The 20032-nt window shown below is 63.7% G+C and carries 19 protein-coding genes; 9 read left to right on the top strand and 10 right to left on the bottom strand.

The window, feature by feature from the left end:
• Nucleotides 1–35 precede the first annotated feature (35 nt).
• Nucleotides 36–983, bottom strand: a complete 948-nt coding sequence (locus tag G6N81_RS04725; protein WP_165133777.1) for a diacylglycerol/lipid kinase family protein — start codon at nucleotides 981–983, stop codon at nucleotides 36–38.
• 123 nt (nucleotides 984–1106) lie between these two features.
• On the opposite strand from G6N81_RS04725, the gene G6N81_RS04720 reads away from it, so the two are divergent.
• Complete coding sequence (locus G6N81_RS04720) at nucleotides 1107–1733, top strand: DNA-directed RNA polymerase subunit beta (RefSeq protein WP_165133774.1); 627 nt, start codon at nucleotides 1107–1109, stop codon at nucleotides 1731–1733.
• 210 nt (nucleotides 1734–1943) lie between these two features.
• Here the strand turns inward: G6N81_RS04720 and pstB are convergent, their stop codons facing one another.
• From pstB to G6N81_RS04700, 4 genes are all read right to left on the bottom strand, one after another.
• Nucleotides 1944–2723, bottom strand: a complete 780-nt coding sequence (gene pstB / locus G6N81_RS04715; RefSeq protein ID WP_165133771.1) for a phosphate ABC transporter ATP-binding protein PstB — start codon at nucleotides 2721–2723, stop codon at nucleotides 1944–1946.
• Between the two features lie 44 nt (nucleotides 2724–2767).
• Nucleotides 2768–3859, bottom strand: a complete 1092-nt coding sequence (gene pstA, locus G6N81_RS04710; RefSeq protein WP_165133768.1) for a phosphate ABC transporter permease PstA — start codon at nucleotides 3857–3859, stop codon at nucleotides 2768–2770.
• A gap of 1 nt (nucleotide 3860) precedes the next feature.
• Complete coding sequence (pstC, locus tag G6N81_RS04705; RefSeq protein ID WP_165133765.1) at nucleotides 3861–4853, bottom strand: phosphate ABC transporter permease subunit PstC; 993 nt, start codon at nucleotides 4851–4853, stop codon at nucleotides 3861–3863.
• Nucleotides 4854–5000: 147 nt separating this feature from the next.
• Complete coding sequence (locus G6N81_RS04700; protein WP_165133762.1) at nucleotides 5001–6116, bottom strand: phosphate ABC transporter substrate-binding protein PstS; 1116 nt, start codon at nucleotides 6114–6116, stop codon at nucleotides 5001–5003.
• A 187-nt stretch (nucleotides 6117–6303) separates the two neighbouring features.
• On the opposite strand from G6N81_RS04700, the gene G6N81_RS04695 reads away from it, so the two are divergent.
• Entirely contained in the window at nucleotides 6304–6918 is a 615-nt protein-coding gene (locus tag G6N81_RS04695; RefSeq protein WP_165133759.1) for a hypothetical protein, read from the top strand.
• Between the two features lie 60 nt (nucleotides 6919–6978).
• Here the strand turns inward: G6N81_RS04695 and G6N81_RS04690 are convergent, their stop codons facing one another.
• From G6N81_RS04690 to sdhC, 5 genes are all read right to left on the bottom strand, one after another.
• Complete coding sequence (locus G6N81_RS04690; protein ID WP_165133756.1) at nucleotides 6979–7812, bottom strand: exodeoxyribonuclease III; 834 nt, start codon at nucleotides 7810–7812, stop codon at nucleotides 6979–6981.
• A gap of 88 nt (nucleotides 7813–7900) precedes the next feature.
• On the bottom strand, nucleotides 7901–8692 hold the full coding sequence (locus tag G6N81_RS04685; RefSeq protein WP_165133753.1) for a succinate dehydrogenase iron-sulfur subunit: 792 nt from the start codon (nucleotides 8690–8692) through the stop codon (nucleotides 7901–7903).
• Nucleotides 8692–10500: a succinate dehydrogenase flavoprotein subunit gene (sdhA, locus tag G6N81_RS04680; RefSeq protein ID WP_165133750.1), complete on the bottom strand. Its 1809-nt coding sequence runs from the start codon at nucleotides 10498–10500 to the stop codon at nucleotides 8692–8694. The genes G6N81_RS04685 and sdhA overlap by 1 nt, the downstream gene beginning before the upstream one ends.
• A 20-nt stretch (nucleotides 10501–10520) precedes the next feature.
• Nucleotides 10521–10976: a succinate dehydrogenase hydrophobic membrane anchor subunit gene (locus tag G6N81_RS04675; RefSeq protein ID WP_165133747.1), complete on the bottom strand. Its 456-nt coding sequence runs from the start codon at nucleotides 10974–10976 to the stop codon at nucleotides 10521–10523.
• The gene (gene sdhC, locus G6N81_RS04670) at nucleotides 10976–11410 is read right to left on the bottom strand and encodes a succinate dehydrogenase, cytochrome b556 subunit (protein WP_165133744.1); all 435 of its coding nucleotides are present in this window, start codon (nucleotides 11408–11410) and stop codon (nucleotides 10976–10978) included. Before sdhC ends, G6N81_RS04675 begins: the two co-directional genes overlap by 1 nt.
• Before the next feature lie 208 nt (nucleotides 11411–11618).
• Between sdhC and G6N81_RS04665 the strand changes: the two genes are divergently transcribed.
• From G6N81_RS04665 to G6N81_RS04635, 7 genes are all read left to right on the top strand, one after another.
• The gene (locus G6N81_RS04665; RefSeq protein ID WP_165133741.1) at nucleotides 11619–12731 is read left to right on the top strand and encodes a mannose-1-phosphate guanylyltransferase; all 1113 of its coding nucleotides are present in this window, start codon (nucleotides 11619–11621) and stop codon (nucleotides 12729–12731) included.
• 199 nt (nucleotides 12732–12930) lie between these two features.
• Nucleotides 12931–14070 (top strand): BMP family lipoprotein, encoded by a 1140-nt coding sequence (locus tag G6N81_RS04660; RefSeq protein WP_165133738.1) that lies wholly within the window; start codon nucleotides 12931–12933, stop codon nucleotides 14068–14070.
• A gap of 117 nt (nucleotides 14071–14187) precedes the next feature.
• Nucleotides 14188–15705, top strand: coding sequence for an ABC transporter ATP-binding protein (locus tag G6N81_RS04655; RefSeq protein WP_165133735.1), 1518 nt, complete (start codon nucleotides 14188–14190; stop codon nucleotides 15703–15705).
• A complete protein-coding gene (locus G6N81_RS04650) occupies nucleotides 15702–16973 on the top strand; it encodes an ABC transporter permease (protein WP_165133732.1) in 1272 nt (423 codons plus the stop codon). The genes G6N81_RS04655 and G6N81_RS04650 overlap by 4 nt, the downstream gene beginning before the upstream one ends.
• Nucleotides 16970–18268, top strand: coding sequence for an ABC transporter permease (locus G6N81_RS04645; protein WP_165133729.1), 1299 nt, complete (start codon nucleotides 16970–16972; stop codon nucleotides 18266–18268). The genes G6N81_RS04650 and G6N81_RS04645 overlap by 4 nt, the downstream gene beginning before the upstream one ends.
• 5 nt (nucleotides 18269–18273) lie before the next feature.
• Nucleotides 18274–18675 carry a cytidine deaminase gene (locus G6N81_RS04640; protein WP_165133726.1) on the top strand — a complete coding sequence of 134 codons (402 nt, stop codon included), beginning with the start codon at nucleotides 18274–18276 and terminating at the stop codon, nucleotides 18673–18675.
• A gap of 15 nt (nucleotides 18676–18690) precedes the next feature.
• Complete coding sequence (locus tag G6N81_RS04635) at nucleotides 18691–19980, top strand: thymidine phosphorylase (protein ID WP_165133723.1); 1290 nt, start codon at nucleotides 18691–18693, stop codon at nucleotides 19978–19980.
• The last annotated feature ends 52 nt before the right edge of the window (nucleotides 19981–20032 follow it).

The following is a 20032-nucleotide window of genomic DNA, read 5'->3' as shown; positions in this document are numbered from 1 at the left end:
ACATATCAGCCTACCTGGATCGCGGCGGTGCGTGCTCAGCGGACGCGCAGGGCACCGGCTTGCACCTCAATGCCGAACCGTGTTACTTCTCCGAGGACATCGCCGTCCACCTCGAACTCGCGGGGTTCAGCGAGCTCGATCGTCAGAGACGTGACCCTGCCGTGGGTGGTTGATTCGCTGCTTTCGGCCGTGTCCGCCGAGCCCGGCAGGAGTTTTTTGAGGCCGTTGTCCCACAGCATGTTCCGCATCGTGTCGAGCCATCCGGCAATGCCGTCGGCGTTGAGGAGCAGAATGTCGAGTTCACCGTCGGAGGGATCGGCGTCGGGGAGAAGCGTGATCCCGCCCTGCACGGTGCCGCAGTTGCCGATGAGGAGAGTGTGCGCCGTGCCCTCGATCGGATCTTTTCCCGGTTCTGTGAGCATGACCCCGATGACCTCGCTGGCCTCAACGGCGCGGCCGAGGGACTCAACGTAGGCCAGCCATCCCGCCCGGTCCTTCAGCTTGTCGTCGGTTTCCGTGATCATGTGCGCGTCGATGCCAAAGCCCGCCATCACGGCGAAGGCGTGCCGCTGCTCATCGCCGTTGATCGTCGCTGTCACCCACCCCAGGTCGATGGTGCGGGTAGTGCCCGTCAACGCGCGTGTGAAGGCAGCGGTGAGGTTTCCAATCGGCACTTCGAGATTGCGTGCGAGCAGGTTTCCCGTGCCGAGGGGCGCGATCGCGAGATCCACATCGTCTGCTTCGGCAACACGCTCGGCGACGAGGCGCACCGTACCGTCACCGCCGGCCGCGACGACGACGGATGCTCCGGCCGTGATCGCCGCATCGGCGGCCCCGTATCCGGGGTCATCGACGGCGGTTTCGAACCACTCGACAACGGGATCGATGCCCGATGACTCCGCCGCTCCGGCCAGGCCCTTTTCCAGTTCTTCCCGCGAGGTCTTCGACGAGTTCCAGACGATACCAATGCGTGGGGTGGTCATACGCACATTGTGACCCCGTGGGCGCCCGGTGTCACGGATTTCACGATGGTGAGGCCGCGTGTTCATCCGGTCGTTCGGAGACGAAGCAGAGATGCCCGACGCGGCGTAGCCTGGGAGGTGATCATGAGCGACTTCTCCAAACCTGTTTTTCGGCCGTCCGACACGCTCGATCGACTTTTCGAGGCGGAGGACCCGGCCGAGGTGTCGCGCGCCGCGCATCAGACGGCGGCGACACTCCTCGCGCGCGTGAGAAACGAGGAAGACCCAGAAGTCGTAGACCGGCTCATCGGATTCACGGCGACACATGGCATCGATGACATCGCCCAGCTCTGGTCGCACATGCCCGCCAAATCCCTTCCGGGCGCGCTGTGGCGGATGTACCTGGTGCAGCTCAGCATTCACCACGACGCGCAGACCGCGTCGTTGCTGTACGAACGGGGGAGGGCGCACCTACACACGGGTGACCCGATCATTGCGGGGGCTCCGACTCCCGCCAGCCCCGACGAACTCGTCGCCCTGATCAACACGATCTTCCGTGGCGCATTCACGGGAGATTTCGCCGTCGCCCTCGATCGCACAGCCGCGTTTTGCCGTGTACAAGCATCGGGCGCGACGCACATCGCTGACGACTACGAGGTGACAGAGCCTGAGCGGGCGACGGAACTCACCACGCGCGCCGCGCGGCTCAGCAGCTTTGCCGAGGAGCTTAGCCTGGCCGCCCGGCTCTGGCGGCGCGACGACCTGATGTAGCCGTCTGCTCTGCTGAGGAGGAGCGTGCTCCCGGAGCGGAGCTCGGCGGGAAAGAAAAGACCGGGCCGCGGAAAAACGCCTCTCGGCGGAAGGCCGCTCGAAGCGGCAAATTTTGGAGCCCGGGGTTATCCGCGACCCGGCACACCCAGTCTAACCATGAGGCCCCCGGGAACATTCCCGAGGGCCTGAGGCTTTCTTCAGCCGGATCGGTTACCCGAAGCGGCCCGACACGTAGTCTTCGGTTGCCTTCATCGCCGGGGTGGTGAAGATCTTGTTCGTGTCGTCGAACTCGATCAGCTTGCCCGGCTTGCCGGTTCCGGCGATGTTGAAGAACGCCGTCTTGTCGCTCACGCGTGACGCCTGCTGCATGTTGTGCGTGACGATCACGACCGTGTAGTCGTTCTTGATTTCGGCGATGAGCTCCTCGATGGCGAACGTCGAGATGGGGTCGAGCGCGGAACAGGGCTCATCCATGAGGATCACATCGGGCGATACGGCGATGGCACGCGCGATGCAAAGGCGCTGCTGCTGCCCGCCCGACAATCCGGAACCGGGCTTCTCGAGGCGGTCCTTCACCTCGTTCCACAGGTTTGCTCCGCGCAGGGACCGCTCGACGAGCGCATCCTGGTCTGATTTCGCCATGCGGCGGTTGTTGAGCTTCACACCGGCAAGCACGTTGTCGCGGATCGACATCGTTGGGAACGGGTTCGGACGCTGGAACACCATCCCGACCTGCCGGCGGACGAGCACCGGGTCGATGCCCGGGCCGTACAGGTTGCGCCCATCGATGAGGACTTCACCCTCGACGCGTGCGCCCGGAATGACCTCGTGCATGCGGTTGAGGGTGCGCAGGAACGTGGACTTGCCACACCCTGACGGGCCGATGAAGGCCGTCACGGTTCCCGGCTGAATGTCGATGCTGACACCCTCGACGGCGAGGAAATCGCCGTAGTAGACGTTGAGGTCGTTGACTTCGATGCTCTTGGACACCTGAGAGAATCCTTCTGTTCGGGTCTCGGAAACGGTAACGGCGCTCAACGGCCGGTCATTTTGGGGGCGAAGAACTTCGCGACGAGGCGTGCGACAAGGTTGAGCGCCATCACGATGAGAATCAGCGTGAGGGCCGCGGCCCATGCGCGCCCGTGGGCGGCCGCGAAGTCCGTTCCGGGCATAATGTATTGGTTGTAGACGAAGACCGGCAGCGTCATCATGTTGCCGTTGTCCATTTCGATGGGATTCGTCTGCAAGCTGTGCGTGAAGCCGGCCGTGAGAAGCAGCGGAGCGGTCTCGCCAATCACCCGGGCGATGGCGAGCATCACCGACGTCATAATCCCGGCGATCGAGGTGGGGAGCACGATTTTCACAATCGTCAACCACTTCGGCACGCCGAGAGCGTAGGACGCCTCACGGAGCTCGTTCGGCACGATCCGCAGCATTTCTTCCGAGCCGCGCACAACGACCGGGATCATCAGCACGCTCAGCGCGAGGGCGCCCATGATTCCCATCCGGATGCCGGGGCCGAGGATGAGTGCGAACGCGGCGTAGATAAACAGACCCGCGACGATCGAGGGAATTCCCGTCATGACATCGACGAAGAACGTGATTGCACGGGCAAGCTTGCGCCCCTCGCCGTATTCGACGAGGTAGATCGAGGTCATCAGCCCGACAGGAACGGAGATCACGGTGGCGAGCAGCGTGATGATCACGGTGCCCCAGATTGCGTGAACCGCACCGCCGCCCTCGCCGAGGACATTGCGCATCGTGTACGTGAAGAACTCCGCGTCGAAGCGGCCAATGCCGTTGATAACAACAGTCCACACGACCGAGGCCAGCGGGAGGCAGGCGATGACGAAGGCGGTCGCGACAAGAGCGGTCATCAGCCGGTCTATTGCGTGGCGACGACTCTCCGCGAGCGTTGAGATCACGAAAATCGCGACGACATACAAGACCATGCCGATGAACAGGAGCCCAGCGACGTTCAGCTCGGCGAGGTCAGAGCCGGCGTTGGCGAAGGTGAACACGGCTCCGGAGATCGCGAAACACGCTCCGAGAAGCGCCCAGGGCGCCCACCGGGGGAGATGCCCGGCTGCCATCTGGTGTGGGGGAGCGGACGTGGCAGTAGTCATATCAGTTCGCTCCCGAGAACTCGGCACGGCGGTTCACAATCCAGCGCGCAACGGCGTTGACCGCGAAGGTCACGATAAACAAGACCAGACCCGTCGCGATGAGCGTGTTGATGCCCTCGTCGTGCGACTCCGGGAAAGAAAGGGCGATGTTTGCGGGGATCGTTGTCGGGTTCGCGGATGTCAGCAGCTGGAAGACGACGATGTGCGATCCCGAGAGCACCATCGTCACTGCCATCGTCTCTCCGAGCGCTCGGCCGAGGCCGAGCATCATCCCGGACACCATTCCGCCGCGAGCAAACGGCAGGACGGCCATCGTGATCATTTCCCACCGCGTGGCGCCGAGCGCCAGAGCGGCCTCCTCATGAAGCTTCGGTGTCTGCAGGAACACCTCGCGGCAGATGGCAGTCATCACGGGAAGGATCATGACGGCCAGAACCAGCGCCGCCGTGAGGATGGTGTTTCCGGTGGGAGAGACAACGCCACCGAAGAGGATGTTGAGAACGGGAACCTGGCCGACCGTGCTCCCCAGCCACACATAGAACGGCTGCAGGAATCCGGAGAACGTCAGCGCCCCCCAGAGACCGAAGACGACCGACGGAACGGCGGCGAGCAGGTCGATGATGTAGCCGAGCACGGTCGCGAGCCCGCGTGGAGCATAGTGCGAGATGAACAGGGCGATGCCGATGGCGATCGGCGTCGCGAGGACGAGTGCGAGGACCGACGACCAGATCGTTCCGAAGATGAGCGGGCCAACATAGGGCCAGAAGCTCTCACCGCGCAAGATGTGGTTATTCGACGTGTCCGCGCGAAACGCTGGAAGCGATTGAATCACCAGGAAGACGGCGACGGCGGTAAGCGTCAGGAGGATCAGCACGCCGGCGGCGAGGGCTGTTCCCGAGAACGCGAGGTCTCCGGGGCGCTTCTTCGCGACGATGCGTCCGGCATCGATCGCGGGTGCGTCCGTGGGCGGGGGCGTCTTCTCAGACGTGGACATGGGCTCCCAGTCTTCGGGTGATGAGAATGTCTGGTTCATGCGGGTGCCCCCGTGAGTGTGACAGAGTGCGTGCTCTGCCACGCTCACGGGGGCGACGCGTCGGTGCTCAGATTACCCGGCTCAGGGCCGGTCCTCGCACCGGCGTGATCAGGAGATCGCGCTGATGGCTCCGAGAACCGTCTCGCGCAGGCTGTCGGAGAGCGGAGCGCTGCCGGCGTACTCCGCTGCAGCTTCCTGGCCCTCAGCCGAAACGACGTACTCGAGGTAGGTCTTGACCAGCTCTGCCTTGTCCGCGTCAGCGTATGTCGCACACGCAACGGCGTAGGAAACCAGTGCGATCGGGTACGAACCGGCGGGCGCAGCTGCGGGGTTCACGTCGAAGACCAGGTCGGCCGCACCGCGACCCGTTTCGAGGGGCGAGCCCTCGATCAGCATCGAGGCTGCGTCTGACGAGTACGGAACGTACTCGCCGTCGACACCGACGTGCACCTGGCCGGAGCCTTCGGGGATCTGCGAGGCGTCGAGGTAGCCGATCGTTCCTTCGCCCGACTCAACAGCCGAGCGAACGCCCGCCGTCTGCTGACCCGACTCGGTGCCCTGGATCGGCCAGTCGCCGGATACCTCGAAGTCCCAGACATCGGGCGCGGTCGAGGCCATGTACTCAGCGAAGGTCTCCGTTGTGCCCGATGTGTCGGCACGGTTCACGGGAGTGATCGGAAGGCTGGGCAGCTCGACACCGTCGTTCTGCTCGGCGATCTGCTCGTCGTCCCATGTGGCGATGTCGCCCTTGAAGACAGCGGCGATCGTCTCCGGGTCCATGTTCAGCGACTCGATGCCGGGAAGGTTGAAGGCAAGAGCAACCGGCGAGACGTAGACGGGAACCTCGACGATGTCCGCGGACGTGCACGCACCGAAGTCGTTGTCGGCGATTTCCTCGAGGTGGAACGCGCGGTCGGAGCCGGCGAAGTCCGCAGCCCCGGAGATGAAGTTCTCGCGTCCGGCGCCGGAGCCCTCGGGTGCGTAGTTCACGGTGACGCCGTCGTGGATGGTCTGAAAACCGACCGTCCACGCGTCCTGTGCGGCGCCCATTGAGGACGCGCCGATGCCGGAGAGCGTTCCGGTCAGAGCAGAACCGTTTCCGGTCTCGGCCGAATCGTTGCCGTTCGAGTTGCCGGCGGGGCCCTCGTTGGCTGCGCAGCCGGCGAGCGTCAGAGCGGCGATCGCGCCGAGAGCCGAGATGCCGGAGAGGCGGGTGAGCTTCACGTGTGTATCCGATCCGTGAGGGAGGACAAAATGGTGGAGGGTGATGGGAACGGGACCCAACAGACAGTGAAGTTAAGCGGGGGATCTGTCCGGATCGGAGCGCGCAGGTAAACGCCGAGTGAACGAGCCCTGGAGGTTCGCCTGGCACGGGTTTCGCCCAGGGTCAGCGAAACCATATGATCCGGACATGGGTAAGTCGACGACACCTGAACAAAAGGCACGGAATGCCATCGCGGACGCCGAGAAGGCGGCCAAGAAGGCAAAGAGGGCCGCCAAAGCGCTCGCGGGCGATGCGCGCAGTCAGCTGAAGGAACTGGCCGCTGACGCAAAGACGGTTGCCGCAGACGCGGAGAGCAAGGTCGCGAAGAGCCCGAAGAAGGCGCGCAAGAAGGCCGAGAGGGTGGTTGTCTCGCTCAGTGATGGGAAGAAGCAGATCCTCAAGGATGCAGAAAAGGCGGCAGCCGCTGCGAAGAAGGCTGAGCAGAAGGCTCGCGCGAAGGCGAAGAAGAAGGCCAAGAAGTCCGCCAACAAGAAGGTCGACGACGTCGTTGCGGCGGCGAAGAAGGCTAAGAAATCGGCTAAGAAGACAGCGGCGAAGAAGACCTCGTCGATCGAGAAGGTCGTTCGAGAGATCTCAGATCAACCGCGTGTGGCGGCAGCCGCCGCAAAGAGTGCGGGCGAGGATGCTCAGGATCTCGCGGCGCTGACCGTTGCCCAGCTGAGGCAGCGCGCACGTGAGCTCGGCAAGAGCGGCTACTCGCGTCTGACCAAGTCTCGGTTGGTCGAAATGCTCCAGCGGTAGCGCGTCGACGAACGCGCGTCACGTGCCAGGAGTGCCACACGGCACTCCTGGCACGTCGCTTTACCCCAGGCGGTAGTCGACGACGACGGGGGCGTGATCGCTCCAGCGCGTGTCGTACGAGGGGTAGCGGTCGACGCGGTATGCCTCAACGCGCTCAGCGAGGGACGGCGTTGCCAGGTGGTAGTCGATACGCCACCCTGTGTCGTTGTCGAACGCCTGGCCGCGGTTGGACCACCACGTGTATGGTCCGTCGACCTCGCCGGCAGCGGTGCGCCCGACGTCGACGAAGCCGAGGCCCGTGCCGACCGTGCCATCGACGCAGTCGGTCTGCTGTCCGAGCGGTGCGAGCCAGCGGTCAAAGTAGGCGCGCTCGCGGGGGAGGAAACCGGACTTTTTGCGATTACCGCGCCAGTTCTTGATATCGAACTCGCGGTGCCCCACATTGAGGTCTCCCGTGACAACGGCAAGGCCGCCGTCTGCGAGCTGGGGGAGACGCACCGTCATGGCGTCGAGAAAAGACCACTTCTGTTCCTGCTTCGGAGTGTCAGCCTCGCCCGAGTGCACATAGGCGCTCACGACCGTGACAACATCGGATCCGATGGCGAAGTCTGCTTCGAGCCAGCGACCATCGGCGTCCAACGGGTCGATTCCGAGATCCGTTCGATGAGCGACGGCGGGTTCGCGTGACGCGATGGCCACGCCCGCTCGGCCCTTCTGCGGTGACTCATGCTCGAGAACATGCCACCCGGGTAGCAGGCTTTCGAGGTGTTCGCGTGTTCCGCGCACCTCCTGGATCGTGAGGATATCGACGTCCGAGGAATCGAGCCAGGCGTTCATACCCTTGCGGGCCGCTGCGCGAATACCGTTGACGTTGACGGAGGCGATGCGTGTCATGATCACCACCGTACCGGCGACCCCTGACGCCCGAATGAAGAAGGCGCCGAGCTCCTGAACGGAACCCGGCGCCTTCTTCGGACGGACGTTACTTCACGCCCGAGATAACAGCCTGCTTGACCTCGGCGATCGCCTTTGTGATCTGGATGCCGCGGGGGCATGCCTCGGTGCAGTTGAAGGTCGTGCGGCAACGCCACACGCCCTCTTTGTCGTTGAGGATGTCCAGACGAACCTGGGCCTCGTCGTCACGCGAGTCGAAGATGAAGCGGTGCGCGTTGACGATCGCTGCCGGACCGAAGTACTGGCCATCGGTCCAGAAAACGGGGCAGCTGGTCGTGCACGCGGCGCAGAGGATGCACTTGGTCGTGTCGTCGAAGCGCTCGCGATCCTCGATCGATTGGAAGCGCTCCTTGCCCTTCTCCGGAGCCGATTGCGCCTGGAGGAAGGGCTGCACCTCGCGGAATGAGTCGAAGAACGGCTCCATGTCGACGATGAGGTCCTTTTCCAGAGGCAAACCCTTGATGGCCTCGACGTAGACGGGCTTCGAAATATCGAGATCCTTGATCAGCGTTTTGCAGGCAAGACGGTTGCGGCCGTTAATACGCATCGCATCTGAACCGCAGATCCCGTGTGCGCACGAACGGCGGAACGACAGCGTGCCGTCGATGTCCCACTTGATCTTGTGCAGGGCGTCGAGAACACGGTCCGTCGGATACATCTCGACGTCGTAGTCCACCCACTTGGGCTCTTCGTCGACCTCGGGGTTGTACCGGCGCACCATGAAGGTGACGAGGTACGACTGGATCGCCTCGGAATCGGAATCGGAATCGGGAGCGGGTACAGGAGCGGCGGCCTCTGTCTGGATCGCTGTGGCAGCCATCAGTACTTCCTCTCCATCGGCTGGTACCTGGTCATCACGACAGGCTTCCAATCGAGCGTGATGTGGTCCTCGGGGTTCGGCGAGTGGGGATCGCCCGTGAGGTACGCCATCGTGTGCTTCATGAAGTTGGCGTCGTCGCGGTCGGGGTAGTCCTCACGCATGTGACCGCCGCGGCTTTCCTTGCGGTTGCGCGCAGCGTAGGCAACGATCTCGGCGAGGTCGAGCAGGAAGCCCAGTTCGATCGCCTCGAGCAGATCGGTGTTGAACCGCTTGCCCTTGTCATCGACGTAGACGTTCTGGTAGCGCTGGCGCAGGCTGTGGATCGTTCCCATCACGTTCGTGAGGGTCTCTTCCGTGCGGAACACCTGAGCGTTCTTGTCCATCTCATCCTGCAACGTCTTGCGCAGGTCGGCGACGCGCTCGGTGCCCTGAGAGCTGCGGATGCTCTCCACCAGTTCCCGGACCTCCTTGGCGGGGTCCTCGGGAAGAGGAACGAAATCTGCCGACTTCGCATACTTCACGGCGTTCTGGCCGCAGCGCTTGCCGAAGACGTTGATGTCGAGAAGTGAGTTGGTGCCGAGACGGTTCGAACCGTGCACCGAAACACACGCACACTCTCCGGCCGCATAGAGACCAGGAACAACGGTCGAGTTGTCCGAAAGGACCTCACCATCGTTGTTCGTGGGGATTCCGCCCATCGCATAGTGAGCCGTCGGCATCACCGGAACGGGCTCGACAACAGGGTCGACGCCGAGGTAGGTGCGGGCGAACTCCGTGATATCGGGCAACTTGGTCTCGAGAACCTCGGCGCCCAGGTGGGTGCAGTCGAGATAGACGTAGTCCTTCTCGGGGCCGGCTCCGCGGCCCTCGAGAACCTCCTTGACCATCGACCTGGCGACGATGTCGCGCGGCGCGAGGTCTTTAATCGTGGGTGCGTAACGCTCCATGAAGCGCTCACCCGAGGCATTGCGCAGAATGGCGCCCTCACCGCGAGCACCCTCCGTGAGCAGAATGCCGAGACCAGCGAGACCCGTCGGGTGGAACTGGAAGAACTCGATGTCCTCCAGGGGCAGGCCCTTGCGCCAGATGATGCCGACGCCGTCACCCGTGAGGGTGTGCGCGTTCGAGGTGGTCTTGAACATCTTGCCGAAGCCGCCGGTGGCGAAAACAACGGACTTGGCGTGGAAGACGTGCAGTTCACCCGTTGCCAGCTCGAGCGCCACGATGCCGGCGACCTTGGTCGAGCCGTCGTCTTCCTTCACCGTGATGAGGTCGAGCGCATAGAACTCGTTGAAGAAGTTGATGCCCAGCTTGACGCAGTTCTGATACAGCGTCTGGAGAATCATGTGGCCCGTGCGGTCTGCTGCGTAGCAAGCACGACGAACGGGAGCCTGACCGTGATCGCGGGTGTGACCACCGAAGCGGCGCTGATCGATCTTTCCGTCGGGCGTGCGGTTGAAGGGCAGGCCCATGTTCTCGAGGTCGATGACCGCGTCGATGGCTTCCTTCGCGAGGATCTCCGCCGCGTCCTGGTCGACGAGGTAGTCGCCACCCTTGACGGTGTCGAACGTGTGCCATTCCCAGCCGTCTTCTTCGACGTTGCCCAGAGCTGCCGCCATGCCGCCCTGCGCGGCGCCCGTGTGGGACCGCGTCGGATAGAGCTTCGTGACAACAGCGGTCTTCGCACCGGGGCCGGCCTCGATGGCTGCGCGCATTCCTGCGCCGCCGGCACCGACGATCACAACGTCGAACTGGTGGTAGTAGACGCCGTCTTTAAGCTCAGCGTCGGGATAAGCAGTAGAAGTCATTCCTCAGTCAATCTCTCGCGTCAGCCGACAGCGCCCTCGGCGACGCAAGCGTCCCAGAGCGTGCTCGTCTCGGTGACACCGAGGCAGGGGTCAAAGGTGAAGACGACCAGCGTGCCGAGCAGGATCATGAGCGCGGCGACGATCCAGATCACCCAGACGAGCGTCTTCTGGACGGCCTTGTTCAGCACGTAGTCGTTAACAATCGTGCGCATGCCGTTGGAGCCGTGGATGAAGGCGAGCCACAGCATGGCCACGTCCCACCACTGCCAGAACGGGTTGGCCAGCTTGCCGGCGACGAACGCAAAGTCGATTGCGCTAATGCCGTCGCCGATCATGAGGTTGACGAACAGATGGCCGAAGATCAGCACGATGAGCAGAACGCCCGAGACGCGCATGTAGATCCAGCCCCACTTCTCCAGGTTCGAACCCTTGGTGCGAGCGGGAGTACGGGGAGCGTCGATGTTCTGGACGGACATCAGTGACCACCTCCGACGTGCGAGAGGACGTTGGGGATGTGTCGTGCGGAGAAGCCGACCATCACGACGGCCCACACGGCGATAACGCACCAGAAAATCTGGCGGTGGTACTTCGCGCCCTTCGACCAGAAGTCGATGAGGATCACGCGAAGCCCGTTGAAGGCGTGGTAGACGATCGCGCCGACGAGGCCGATTTCGCCGAAGCCGAGCAACGGCGTCTTGTAGACCCCGATCACGGCGTCGTACGACTCGGGGGAGACGCGGATCAATGCGGTGTCGAGGACGTGCACCAAGAGGAAGAAGAAAATCGCGATTCCCGTGATGCGATGAAGCACCCAGGACCACATTCCTTCACGCCCGCGGTAGAGCGTCCCCCGCGGAACCTTTGATGAGGTCTGAGACACATCGGGTGTCAGACGCGCGGTTGCGGACACGATCGTCCTCTCTGATCGACACTTCGTTCCCCGATGGGAGCGCTCCGGCGACGGCGCGCAGATCGGGCCTCCTCTAGCCTACTCGCGGCAGGCCGCGGCATCGACAAAGGGCGACCTAAGTCACGCTGAACGGGCGGGAACGCGGCGCCCGAGACGCCTCCGGGGATGTCTCAGCAGTGTGCCGGACGCGTCGGATACCGTTGGGGGCATGTCTCAGCCGATCGATGACTTTTTCGCCGTGATTCCTGCCGGCGGTATCGGATCACGTCTCTGGCCGCTGTCGCGGGCTGAGTCCCCGAAGTTCCTTCATGACCTCACGGGCGAGGGATCATCCTTGCTCAGAACAACATGGGACCGCCTTCTGCCGTTGGCCGGCCCGGGCCGCATCAGCGTTGTGACGGGGCGCGCCCACGGCGACAAGGTGGAAGAGAGTCTCGGTGACATCGACCTGGCGAACGTCTTCATCGAACAAGAACCCCGCGACTCCGCAGCGGCGATCGGCCTGGCAGCGGCCATCCTTGAGCGGCGTCACCCGGGCGTGATTATCGGTTCGTTCGCGGCAGATCACGTCATCAAGCGTCAGCGCGTTTTCGAGTTCACGGTGCGTCAGGCTGTTGCCGCGGCGCGCGAGGGGTACATCGCCACGATCGGTATTCAGCCCTCAGAGCCCGCTGTCGGTTTCGGGTACATCAAAACCGGTCAGGAGCTCATCATCGACGAAGCTCCGATGGCGGCTCTCGTTGAGCGTTTCGTCGAGAAGCCCGACCTGGAAACAGCGCGGCAATACTTCGCCGACCGCTCGTACCTGTGGAACGCCGGCATGTTCATCTCGCGCGCCGATGTGCTGCTCGAAGAGTTGCGCATCAACGAACCGGAGCTCCATGACGGACTCGTGGAGATCGCGGCGGCCTGGGACACAGACGCGCGCGACGAGGTCGTGGATCGCGTGTGGCCCACGCTGAAGAAGATCGCCATCGACTACGCGGTCGCCGAGCCTGCCGCTGACAAGGGCCGTCTCGCCGTGATCCCCGGCCAGTTCGACTGGGACGATGTGGGCGACTTCGCGAGTCTGTGGACGCTCATCAGCGGCGGCGTCCGCGACGGCGTCACCGTGCTGGGCGAGAACACGAACGTCCTGAGCGACGATGCAAGTGCTCTCGTTGTTTCTCAAACGGATCGCGTTGTCGCGCTGATCGGCGTGGAAAACGTCATTGTCGTTGACACCCCGGACGCCCTGCTGGTGACCACGCCAGAGCATGCGCAGCGCGTCAAGAGCGCCGTGAACGCGCTTCACGACCGCGGCCAAGACGACGTTCTCTAGACGCGCATTCGTTCGGATCAGGCGTGCCGGTGGGCGAATGTGCACACCAGCATGTCGTTTTGTAACTATCGCGTTGCGGGCATCACCGATGAACTGATTGCTCGTTGTTGACCATGTAGCGTGTGCACAATGCCTCTGCGGCGCCGATCCGTTTGGAGACCGTGCGCTGGAGGCCCTTTCTCTCAGGAGGACACAGCAGATGAAGACAATGAAGCGTGCGGCACTCAGCGGCCTCGCCGTGACGAGTGCGGCGATTCTGCTCGCAGCCTGCGGCACAGCGCCGGAAGCAGAAACGCCGGTTGACGCGGGGGACGGTACGGAAGTTGAAGTGCCCGAAGGCCTCGACTTCCTGCCCTGCCTGATCTCGGACGAGGGCGGCTGGAACGACCGCTCCTTCAACCAGTCGGCGAAGACGGGCATGGATCGTGCCGGTGACGACCTCGGCGTGACACCGACCGAGATGGAGTCCACCAACTCCAACGACTACGGCCCCAACCTGTCGGCACTCGTTGATGAAGGATGCGATCTGATCGTGTCCGTTGGGTTCAACCTCTCGGCCGCAACGGTCGAATCGGCGCTCGCGAACCCGCACCTGAACTACGCGATCATCGACGACTGGGCAGACAACGACTTCGACGGCGAAACCGACGCTCCCAACATTCGTCCTCTCGTCTTCGACACCGTTGGAGCAGCGTTCCTCGGGGGCTACGCGGCAGCCGCGTACTCGCACGAGATCGGCGGCAGCGACTCTGTTGGCACCTTCGGTGGCATGCAGATTCCGTCGGTGACGGTGTTCATGGACGGTTTCGCGCTCGGCGTTGACAAGTACAACGAAGAGCACGACGCAGATGTCTCTGTTGTCGGCTGGAACGTCGAAACGCAGGAGGGCCTGTTCACGGGCGGCTTCGAGGCGAACGACCGTGCGCGTCAGACGGCGGAGCAGGTGCTCTCACAGGGCGTCGACGTCATTCTCCCTGTTGGCGGACCGATCTACACGCCGGCGATTGCCGCGATGCGCGACTCCTACGAGGGCGTCGTCCTCCTGGGTGTCGACAGCGACCTCGTGCTCGAAGAGCCCGACAACGCCGACATCATCCTGGTGTCCATCATGAAGGCGATCGACCAGGCAACGTATGACGCAACGGTCGAGGCGGCGCAGGATGGCGCCGACTTCAACACCGACGCCTACATCGGCACGCTGGAGAACGGCGGAACGGGCCTGTCCGGCTTCCACGACTTCGAGTCGGAGCTTCCGGATGGCCTTCTCGACGAGCTGGCTGATCTGCAGGAGCAGCTGATCTCGGGCGACCTCGTTGTCGAGTCGGAGAACTCGCCGTAATCGGCCCACACACACACAAGCGGGGCGATCGGAATCATCCGGTCGCCCCGCGTGGCGTCCACAGGGACATGTCGTCCCTCACTAGACCCCCGTTGCCCTTCAGGTTAGGTTGACTGCATGAAGCTCGAGCTCCGCGGAATCACGAAGAGATTCGGCAGCCTCGTCGCCAACGATCACATCGATCTCACTGTGGAACCCGGCGAGATCCACGCACTTCTCGGCGAGAACGGAGCCGGTAAGTCGACGCTGATGAACGTCCTCTACGGCCTGTACCAGGCCGATGAAGGCGACATCCTCATCGACGACGTCGTCCAACATTTTCAGGGCCCAGGAGAGGCGATGGCGGCCGGCATCGGCATGGTCCATCAGCACTTCATGCTCGTTCCGGTGTTTACGGTGGCCGAGAACGTCGCTCTCGGGCATGAGCAGACGACGAAACTCGGTGCGCTCGACCTCGGGCGCGCTCGTCAGCAGGTGCGAGATGTGGCCAAGCGATTCGGCTTCCAGGTCGACCCCGACGCCAAGGTCGAGGATCTCCCCGTCGGCGTGCAGCAGCGGGTCGAGATCATCAAGGCGTTGTCGCGTGATGCCGAGGTGCTCGTTTTCGATGAGCCAACGGCTGTTCTTACCCCCCAGGAGACCGACGAGCTGATGGCGATGATGCGTCAGCTCAAGGCCGAGGGCAAGGGAATCGTTTTCATCACGCACAAGCTGCGTGAGGTGCGTGAGGTTGCTGACCGGATCACGGTCGTCCGCCGTGGCAAAATCGTCGGGACCGCATCGCCGCAGTCCACGAACGCCGAACTCGCCAGCCTCATGGTGGGCAGGGCCGTCGAACTGACCGTGCAGAAATCCCCCGCCGTCCCCCGCACCGCGGGCGGACTGGAGGTGCGAGGTCTTCGCGTGCGCGGCGACGATGGCGCGATCCTGGTTGATGGCGCGAGTTTTGATGTGCGACCGGGAGAGATCCTGGCAATCGCCGGTGTGCAGGGAAATGGGCAGACGGAGCTCACGGAGGCCCTCGTGGGGCTCGAGAGCAACGTTGACGGTTCGATCAATCTCGGTGGGATCGAACTGAACGGTCGCAGCGTTCACGCGATTCTCGGCGCTGGCGTCGGATTCGTTCCGGAAGACCGCAAAATCGACGGCCTTGTTGGCACGATGTCGATCGCCGAGAATCTCATCCTCGACCGCACCGACACGGGGGAGTTCACCTCGGCCGGTACGCTGCGTCGTTCCCAGCTCGATCGTTTCGCGCACGAGTGCATCGAGGAGTTCGACATCCGTGCGCAGGGGCCAGAGACGAGGGCAGGAATGCTCTCCGGCGGAAACCAGCAGAAGGTCGTCGTCGCACGAGAAATGAACCGGGACATCCGGTTGTTGATTGCCGCTCAGCCCACCCGCGGCGTTGACGTTGGGTCGATCGAGTTCATTCACAGCCGCATCGTGGCGGCGCGCGACGAGGGCCTCGCCGTGATCGTCGTATCGACGGAGCTGGACGAGGTTGTCGCGCTCGGCGACAGGATCGCTGTGATGTATCGAGGGAAGATCGTTGGAATCGTGCCGGGGGACACCCCGCGTGAGACTCTGGGCCTCATGATGGCCGGCGCCGAGGTCGAGGAGCAGGCAGCATGAGCGAGCAGACCCCCATCACAACCGCAACGCAGAGCGTTCCCGAGCCGCCGCGTGAGAATCAGCTGATTCGCGACATGCTTCGGGGAAATGTCGTGACGACGATTCTCGCGTTTGTTGTGGCGTTTGCGGTCGGTGGCATCCTCATCGCCTTGACGAGCGACGACGTTCGCTCGTCTGCCGGATACTTCTTCGCACGTCCCGGTGACACCTTCGCCGCGCTGTGGCAGGCGATCGCCGGTGGTTACGATGCGATGTTCCGCGGCGCCATCTACAACACGCGTGCAGCCGAACCAGCCATTGCGATCAGGTCGCTGACGAACTCGATTGGCTACGCGGCTCCTCTGATCGCAGCGGGTCTCGGTGTGGCCGTCGCCTTCCGCGTCGGAATGTTCAACATCGGTGCTCAGGGACAGATCCTGATGGGAGCGGCCTTCGCCGCGCTGATCACGTTCCCCATGGGGCTGTCGATGCCGTTGCAGCTCGTGATGACGATGATCGGCGCCGTTGTTGGTGGCGCCATCTGGGCGGGAATCGTCGGTCTCCTCAAGGCGCTGACAGGCGCGCACGAGGTCATCTTGACGATCATGTTCAACTACGTCGCGGTCTACCTCGTCACGTGGATGGTGTCGACGTCCGGCGTTCTGCAGCGGGCCGGGAGTAACCAGCCGATCTCGGAACCCACACCGGCTGCCGCGCAGTTCCCCGATCTGATCGATGCGCGCTATCCGGCGCTCGACTGGGGCTTCATCTTCGTGCTGATCGCCGCGGTCTTCGTGCACTGGCTCATGGAGCGTTCGAGCCTCGGAATGCGCATGCGGGCCGTCGGTGAGAACCCGCACGCCGCAAAGGCCTCGGGCATCAGCGTGCAGCGGATGTACGTCTACGCGATGCTGATCGCCGGTGGCCTTGCCGGACTTGCCGCATCGCAACAGATTCAGGGGGCGATCACGAGCGGGTTTACCTCGACGATTGACGCCGGGTTCGGTTTCGACGCGATTACCGTTGCCCTCCTGGGCCGGAGCCGGGCGTTCGGTGTTGTTGCCGCGGGCCTCCTCTTCGGCGCGCTGAAGGCCGGGTCGTACACGATGCAGTCGTCCGAGGGCATCCCGGTCGACATCGTTCTCGTTGTTCAGGCGGTTGTTGTGCTGTTCGTCGCGGCGCCGCCTCTCGTGCGGACGATTTTCTTCCTCCCGAAGACAGCACAAGAAAAGCAGGCGAAAGCGCGCGGCAAACAGGCCAAGCGGGCGAAGATGGCGGTGGCGCGATGAGCCAGATCACGGTAGGCGACACCACGGCGATGCCGGACGAGGGCCCGATCGAGCGTGAGCACGTGAAGGTGCGATCGTGGAAGCTCCCGATCACGCTCCTCGTGATGACGGCGCTTTTGGCGCTGCTGTACAGCCTGTCACCGCGTGAGGGCATCGCGCGATTCAACCTCGCCGGCGGTCCGGCAACGATCCAGCTGGGCCAGATCAGTGTTCCGGCTGCGACCTCCGCATGGCTGAGCATCGCTGTTCTCGGGCTGCTCGCGGCATTCGCCGTGTGGAACACGCTGACTTACCGGCGGACGGCCATCTGGGTCCCCATCGCGTTCGCGGCCTTTGGGCTCTTCGGCTTTCTCGCCTGGGCAGGCGCGGGTGGCATGGTTCCCGTTGTCACACTCCTAGCCGGTGCGCTATCGCTCGCGGTGCCGCTAGTCTTCGGCGGTTTGGGCGGTGTTATCGGCGAACGCGTTGGCGTTGTCAACGTGGCGATCGAGGGACAGCTGCTGCTGGGCGCGTTCAACGCGGCGCTGGTGAGCTCGATCACGGGAAGCCCCATCGCCGGCCTCATCGGCGCGATGTTCGGCGGCGTGCTCGTTGCGCTGGTTCTTGCGGCGTTCTCGATCAAGTACCTCGTTCAGCAGGTCATCGTCGGTGTTGTGCTGAACGTTCTCGTGCTGGGTTTGACAACGTTCCTCTACAACATCCTGTTGTCTCCGAACGAGGCGGCGCTCAACAACCCGACCCGCTTCTCGACGATGCCCATTCCCGTGCTCAGCGAGATCCCGGTCATCGGCGGCATCCTGTTCAACCAGACGCTGATCGTCTACCTGATGTACGTCGCCGTCGTCGTCGTCACGTGGGGGCTGTATCGCTCGCGTTGGGGCCTGCGGTTACGTGCGGTGGGTGAACACCCCCAGGCGGCTGACACGGTCGGCATTCGGGTGAACGCGACCCGCTTCTGGAACGTGACGCTTGCCGGTGCGATTGCCGGAGCGGGCGGTGCGTATTTCACGCTCGTCTCCGTTCCGCGCTTTGGTGAGAACATGACGGCGGGACTGGGGTTCATCGCTCTCGCCACGGTCATCTTCGGCCAGTGGGATCCGATCAAGACGGCCCTGGCCGGTCTGCTCTTCGGATTCGCTAGCCAGCTCCAGGGCCTGCTCGTTGTGCTCGGAACGCCGATTCCGAGCCAGTTCATGCTGATGCTGCCGTATGTGATCACGATCCTCGCCGTTGCGGGCTTTGTCGGCACCTCGCGTGCGCCGGCTGCTGCGGGTACGCCGTACGTGAAGGGCTGACGGCGATGACGGACATCGATTGGTCAGCGCTTCGAGACGCGGCGAACGCCGCCATGAGCAAGGCATATGTGCCGTACTCGCACTATCCCGTTGGCGCCGCCGCGCTCGTCGACGATGGCCGCATCGTTTCGGGCTGCAACACGGAAAACGCTGCGTACGGTGTCACGCTGTGCGCTGAGTGTGGCCTCGTGTCGCAGCTGGCGATGACGGGAGGGGGCAAGCTCATCGCCTTCACCTGCGTCAACGGTGCCGGCGAGACGATCATGCCGTGCGGCCGTTGCCGGCAGCTGCTGTACGAACACTCACACGAGGACATGCTGCTCGAAACGGTGTCGGGTATCCGGCACGTGGATGAGGTGCTACCCGACGCCTTCGGGCCCCGTGACCTCGCGCGCGTGGCTGGCTGAGAAGGAGAGAGACACATGAGCGAGCCATTCGATGCGGTTGATGTGATCCGCACCAAGCGTGACGGCGGGGCGGTTCCCGAGGAGAAGCTCCGCTGGCTCGTTGACGCCTACACCCGCGGCTACGTTGCCGACGCGCAGATGGCGGCGTTCGCGATGGCCGTTCTGCTCAACGGCATGGGCCGCGAGGAGATTCGGGTGCTCACCGACGCGATGATCGCATCGGGGGAGCGGATGGATTTCTCCGGGATCGGAAAGCGCACAACCGACAAACACTCGACCGGTGGCGTCGGCGACAAGATTACGCTTCCGCTCGCCCCTCTTGTCGCGGCGTACGGTGTTGCGGTGCCGCAGTTGTCCGGGCGCGGCCTTGGCCACACGGGAGGAACCCTCGACAAGCTCGAGTCGATTCCCGGATGGCGGGCAGCTCTCACGAACGACGAGATGATGTCGCAGCTGGCGGGCCCAGCGGGCGCCGTGATCTGCGCGGCCGGAACGGGTCTCGCGCCCGCCGATAAGAAGCTCTACGCGCTGCGGGACGTGACGGGAACGGTTGAGGCGATTCCGCTCATCGCCTCGAGCATCATGTCGAAGAAGATCGCGGAGGGCACAGAGTCTCTTGTTCTCGACGTGAAGTTCGGTTCCGGCGCTTTCATGAAGGACGAGTCTCGCGCGCGAGAACTTGCCGAGACGATGGTGCGCCTGGGAACTGATTCCGGTGTGACGACAACGGCGCTTCTCACGGATATGTCGACGCCGCTCGGGCTGGCCGTCGGAAACGCCAACGAGGTGCGCGAATCGGTTGACGTTCTCGCCGGCGGCGGCCCTGTCGACGTCGTCGAACTCACCGTGGCGCTGGCGACCGAGATGCTGCGTATGGCGGGCGTCGATGATGCGGACCCCGCTGATGCGCTGGCGGACGGCCGTGCGATGGACTCGTGGCGGCGCATGATCGAAGCCCAGGGCGGCGACGCGGACGCGCCGCTTCCCGCGCCGAACGAGACCGAGGTCATCCGGGCCGATCGCGACGGTGTGATCACTCGTATCGATGCGTTCGGCGTCGGAATCGCCGCATGGCGCCTCGGAGCGGGACGTGCCAGGGCAGAGGACAGCGTCGACCATGCTGCCGGCATCGACCTCGCCGTGAAACCCGGTGACGCCGTGAAGCGTGGCGACATCATCATGACCCTCGGCGCGTCGGAGGCCGGGCGATTCGACCGGGCGGCTGATGCGCTGGTGGGCGCGTGGGAGATCGGCGATACTGCTCCCGGGCCCGCTCCGATCGTTCGCGATCGCATCACCGCATGAGCAGCCGTCCTCAACGCCAGGAGAAAAACATGTCCCGCCGCACATCATCCCG

Source organism: Microbacterium amylolyticum (genome assembly GCF_011046975.1).
In the GTDB taxonomy this organism is placed as follows: domain Bacteria; phylum Actinomycetota; class Actinomycetes; order Actinomycetales; family Microbacteriaceae; genus Microbacterium; species Microbacterium amylolyticum.
Note: the sequence above shows the minus strand (reverse complement) of the source record. Positions and strands in the feature narration are given on the sequence as shown.

Bases quoted from the DNA above. Each gene is read 5' to 3' on its own strand.
- pstC (WP_165133765.1), bottom strand. From the start codon at position 4,853: ATGTCCACGTCTGAGAAGACGCCCCCGCCCACGGACGCACCCGCGATC.
- G6N81_RS04695 (WP_165133759.1), top strand. From the start codon at position 6,304: ATGGGTAAGTCGACGACACCTGAACAAAAGGCACGGAATGCCATCGCG.
- G6N81_RS04640 (WP_165133726.1), top strand. From the start codon at position 18,274: ATGACGGACATCGATTGGTCAGCGCTTCGAGACGCGGCGAACGCCGCC.
- G6N81_RS04690 (WP_165133756.1), bottom strand. From the start codon at position 7,812: ATGACACGCATCGCCTCCGTCAACGTCAACGGTATTCGCGCAGCGGCC.
- G6N81_RS04665 (WP_165133741.1), top strand. From the start codon at position 11,619: ATGTCTCAGCCGATCGATGACTTTTTCGCCGTGATTCCTGCCGGCGGT.
- G6N81_RS04720 (WP_165133774.1), top strand. From the start codon at position 1,107: ATGAGCGACTTCTCCAAACCTGTTTTTCGGCCGTCCGACACGCTCGAT.
- sdhA (WP_165133750.1), bottom strand. From the start codon at position 10,500: ATGACTTCTACTGCTTATCCCGACGCTGAGCTTAAAGACGGCGTCTAC.
- G6N81_RS04675 (WP_165133747.1), bottom strand. From the start codon at position 10,976: ATGTCCGTCCAGAACATCGACGCTCCCCGTACTCCCGCTCGCACCAAG.
- G6N81_RS04650 (WP_165133732.1), top strand. From the start codon at position 15,702: ATGAGCGAGCAGACCCCCATCACAACCGCAACGCAGAGCGTTCCCGAG.
- G6N81_RS04685 (WP_165133753.1), bottom strand. From the start codon at position 8,692: ATGGCTGCCACAGCGATCCAGACAGAGGCCGCCGCTCCTGTACCCGCT.
- G6N81_RS04635 (WP_165133723.1), top strand. From the start codon at position 18,691: ATGAGCGAGCCATTCGATGCGGTTGATGTGATCCGCACCAAGCGTGAC.
- G6N81_RS04645 (WP_165133729.1), top strand. From the start codon at position 16,970: ATGAGCCAGATCACGGTAGGCGACACCACGGCGATGCCGGACGAGGGC.
- G6N81_RS04660 (WP_165133738.1), top strand. From the start codon at position 12,931: ATGAAGACAATGAAGCGTGCGGCACTCAGCGGCCTCGCCGTGACGAGT.
- pstA (WP_165133768.1), bottom strand. From the start codon at position 3,859: ATGACTACTGCCACGTCCGCTCCCCCACACCAGATGGCAGCCGGGCAT.
- G6N81_RS04655 (WP_165133735.1), top strand. From the start codon at position 14,188: ATGAAGCTCGAGCTCCGCGGAATCACGAAGAGATTCGGCAGCCTCGTC.
- G6N81_RS04725 (WP_165133777.1), bottom strand. From the start codon at position 983: ATGACCACCCCACGCATTGGTATCGTCTGGAACTCGTCGAAGACCTCG.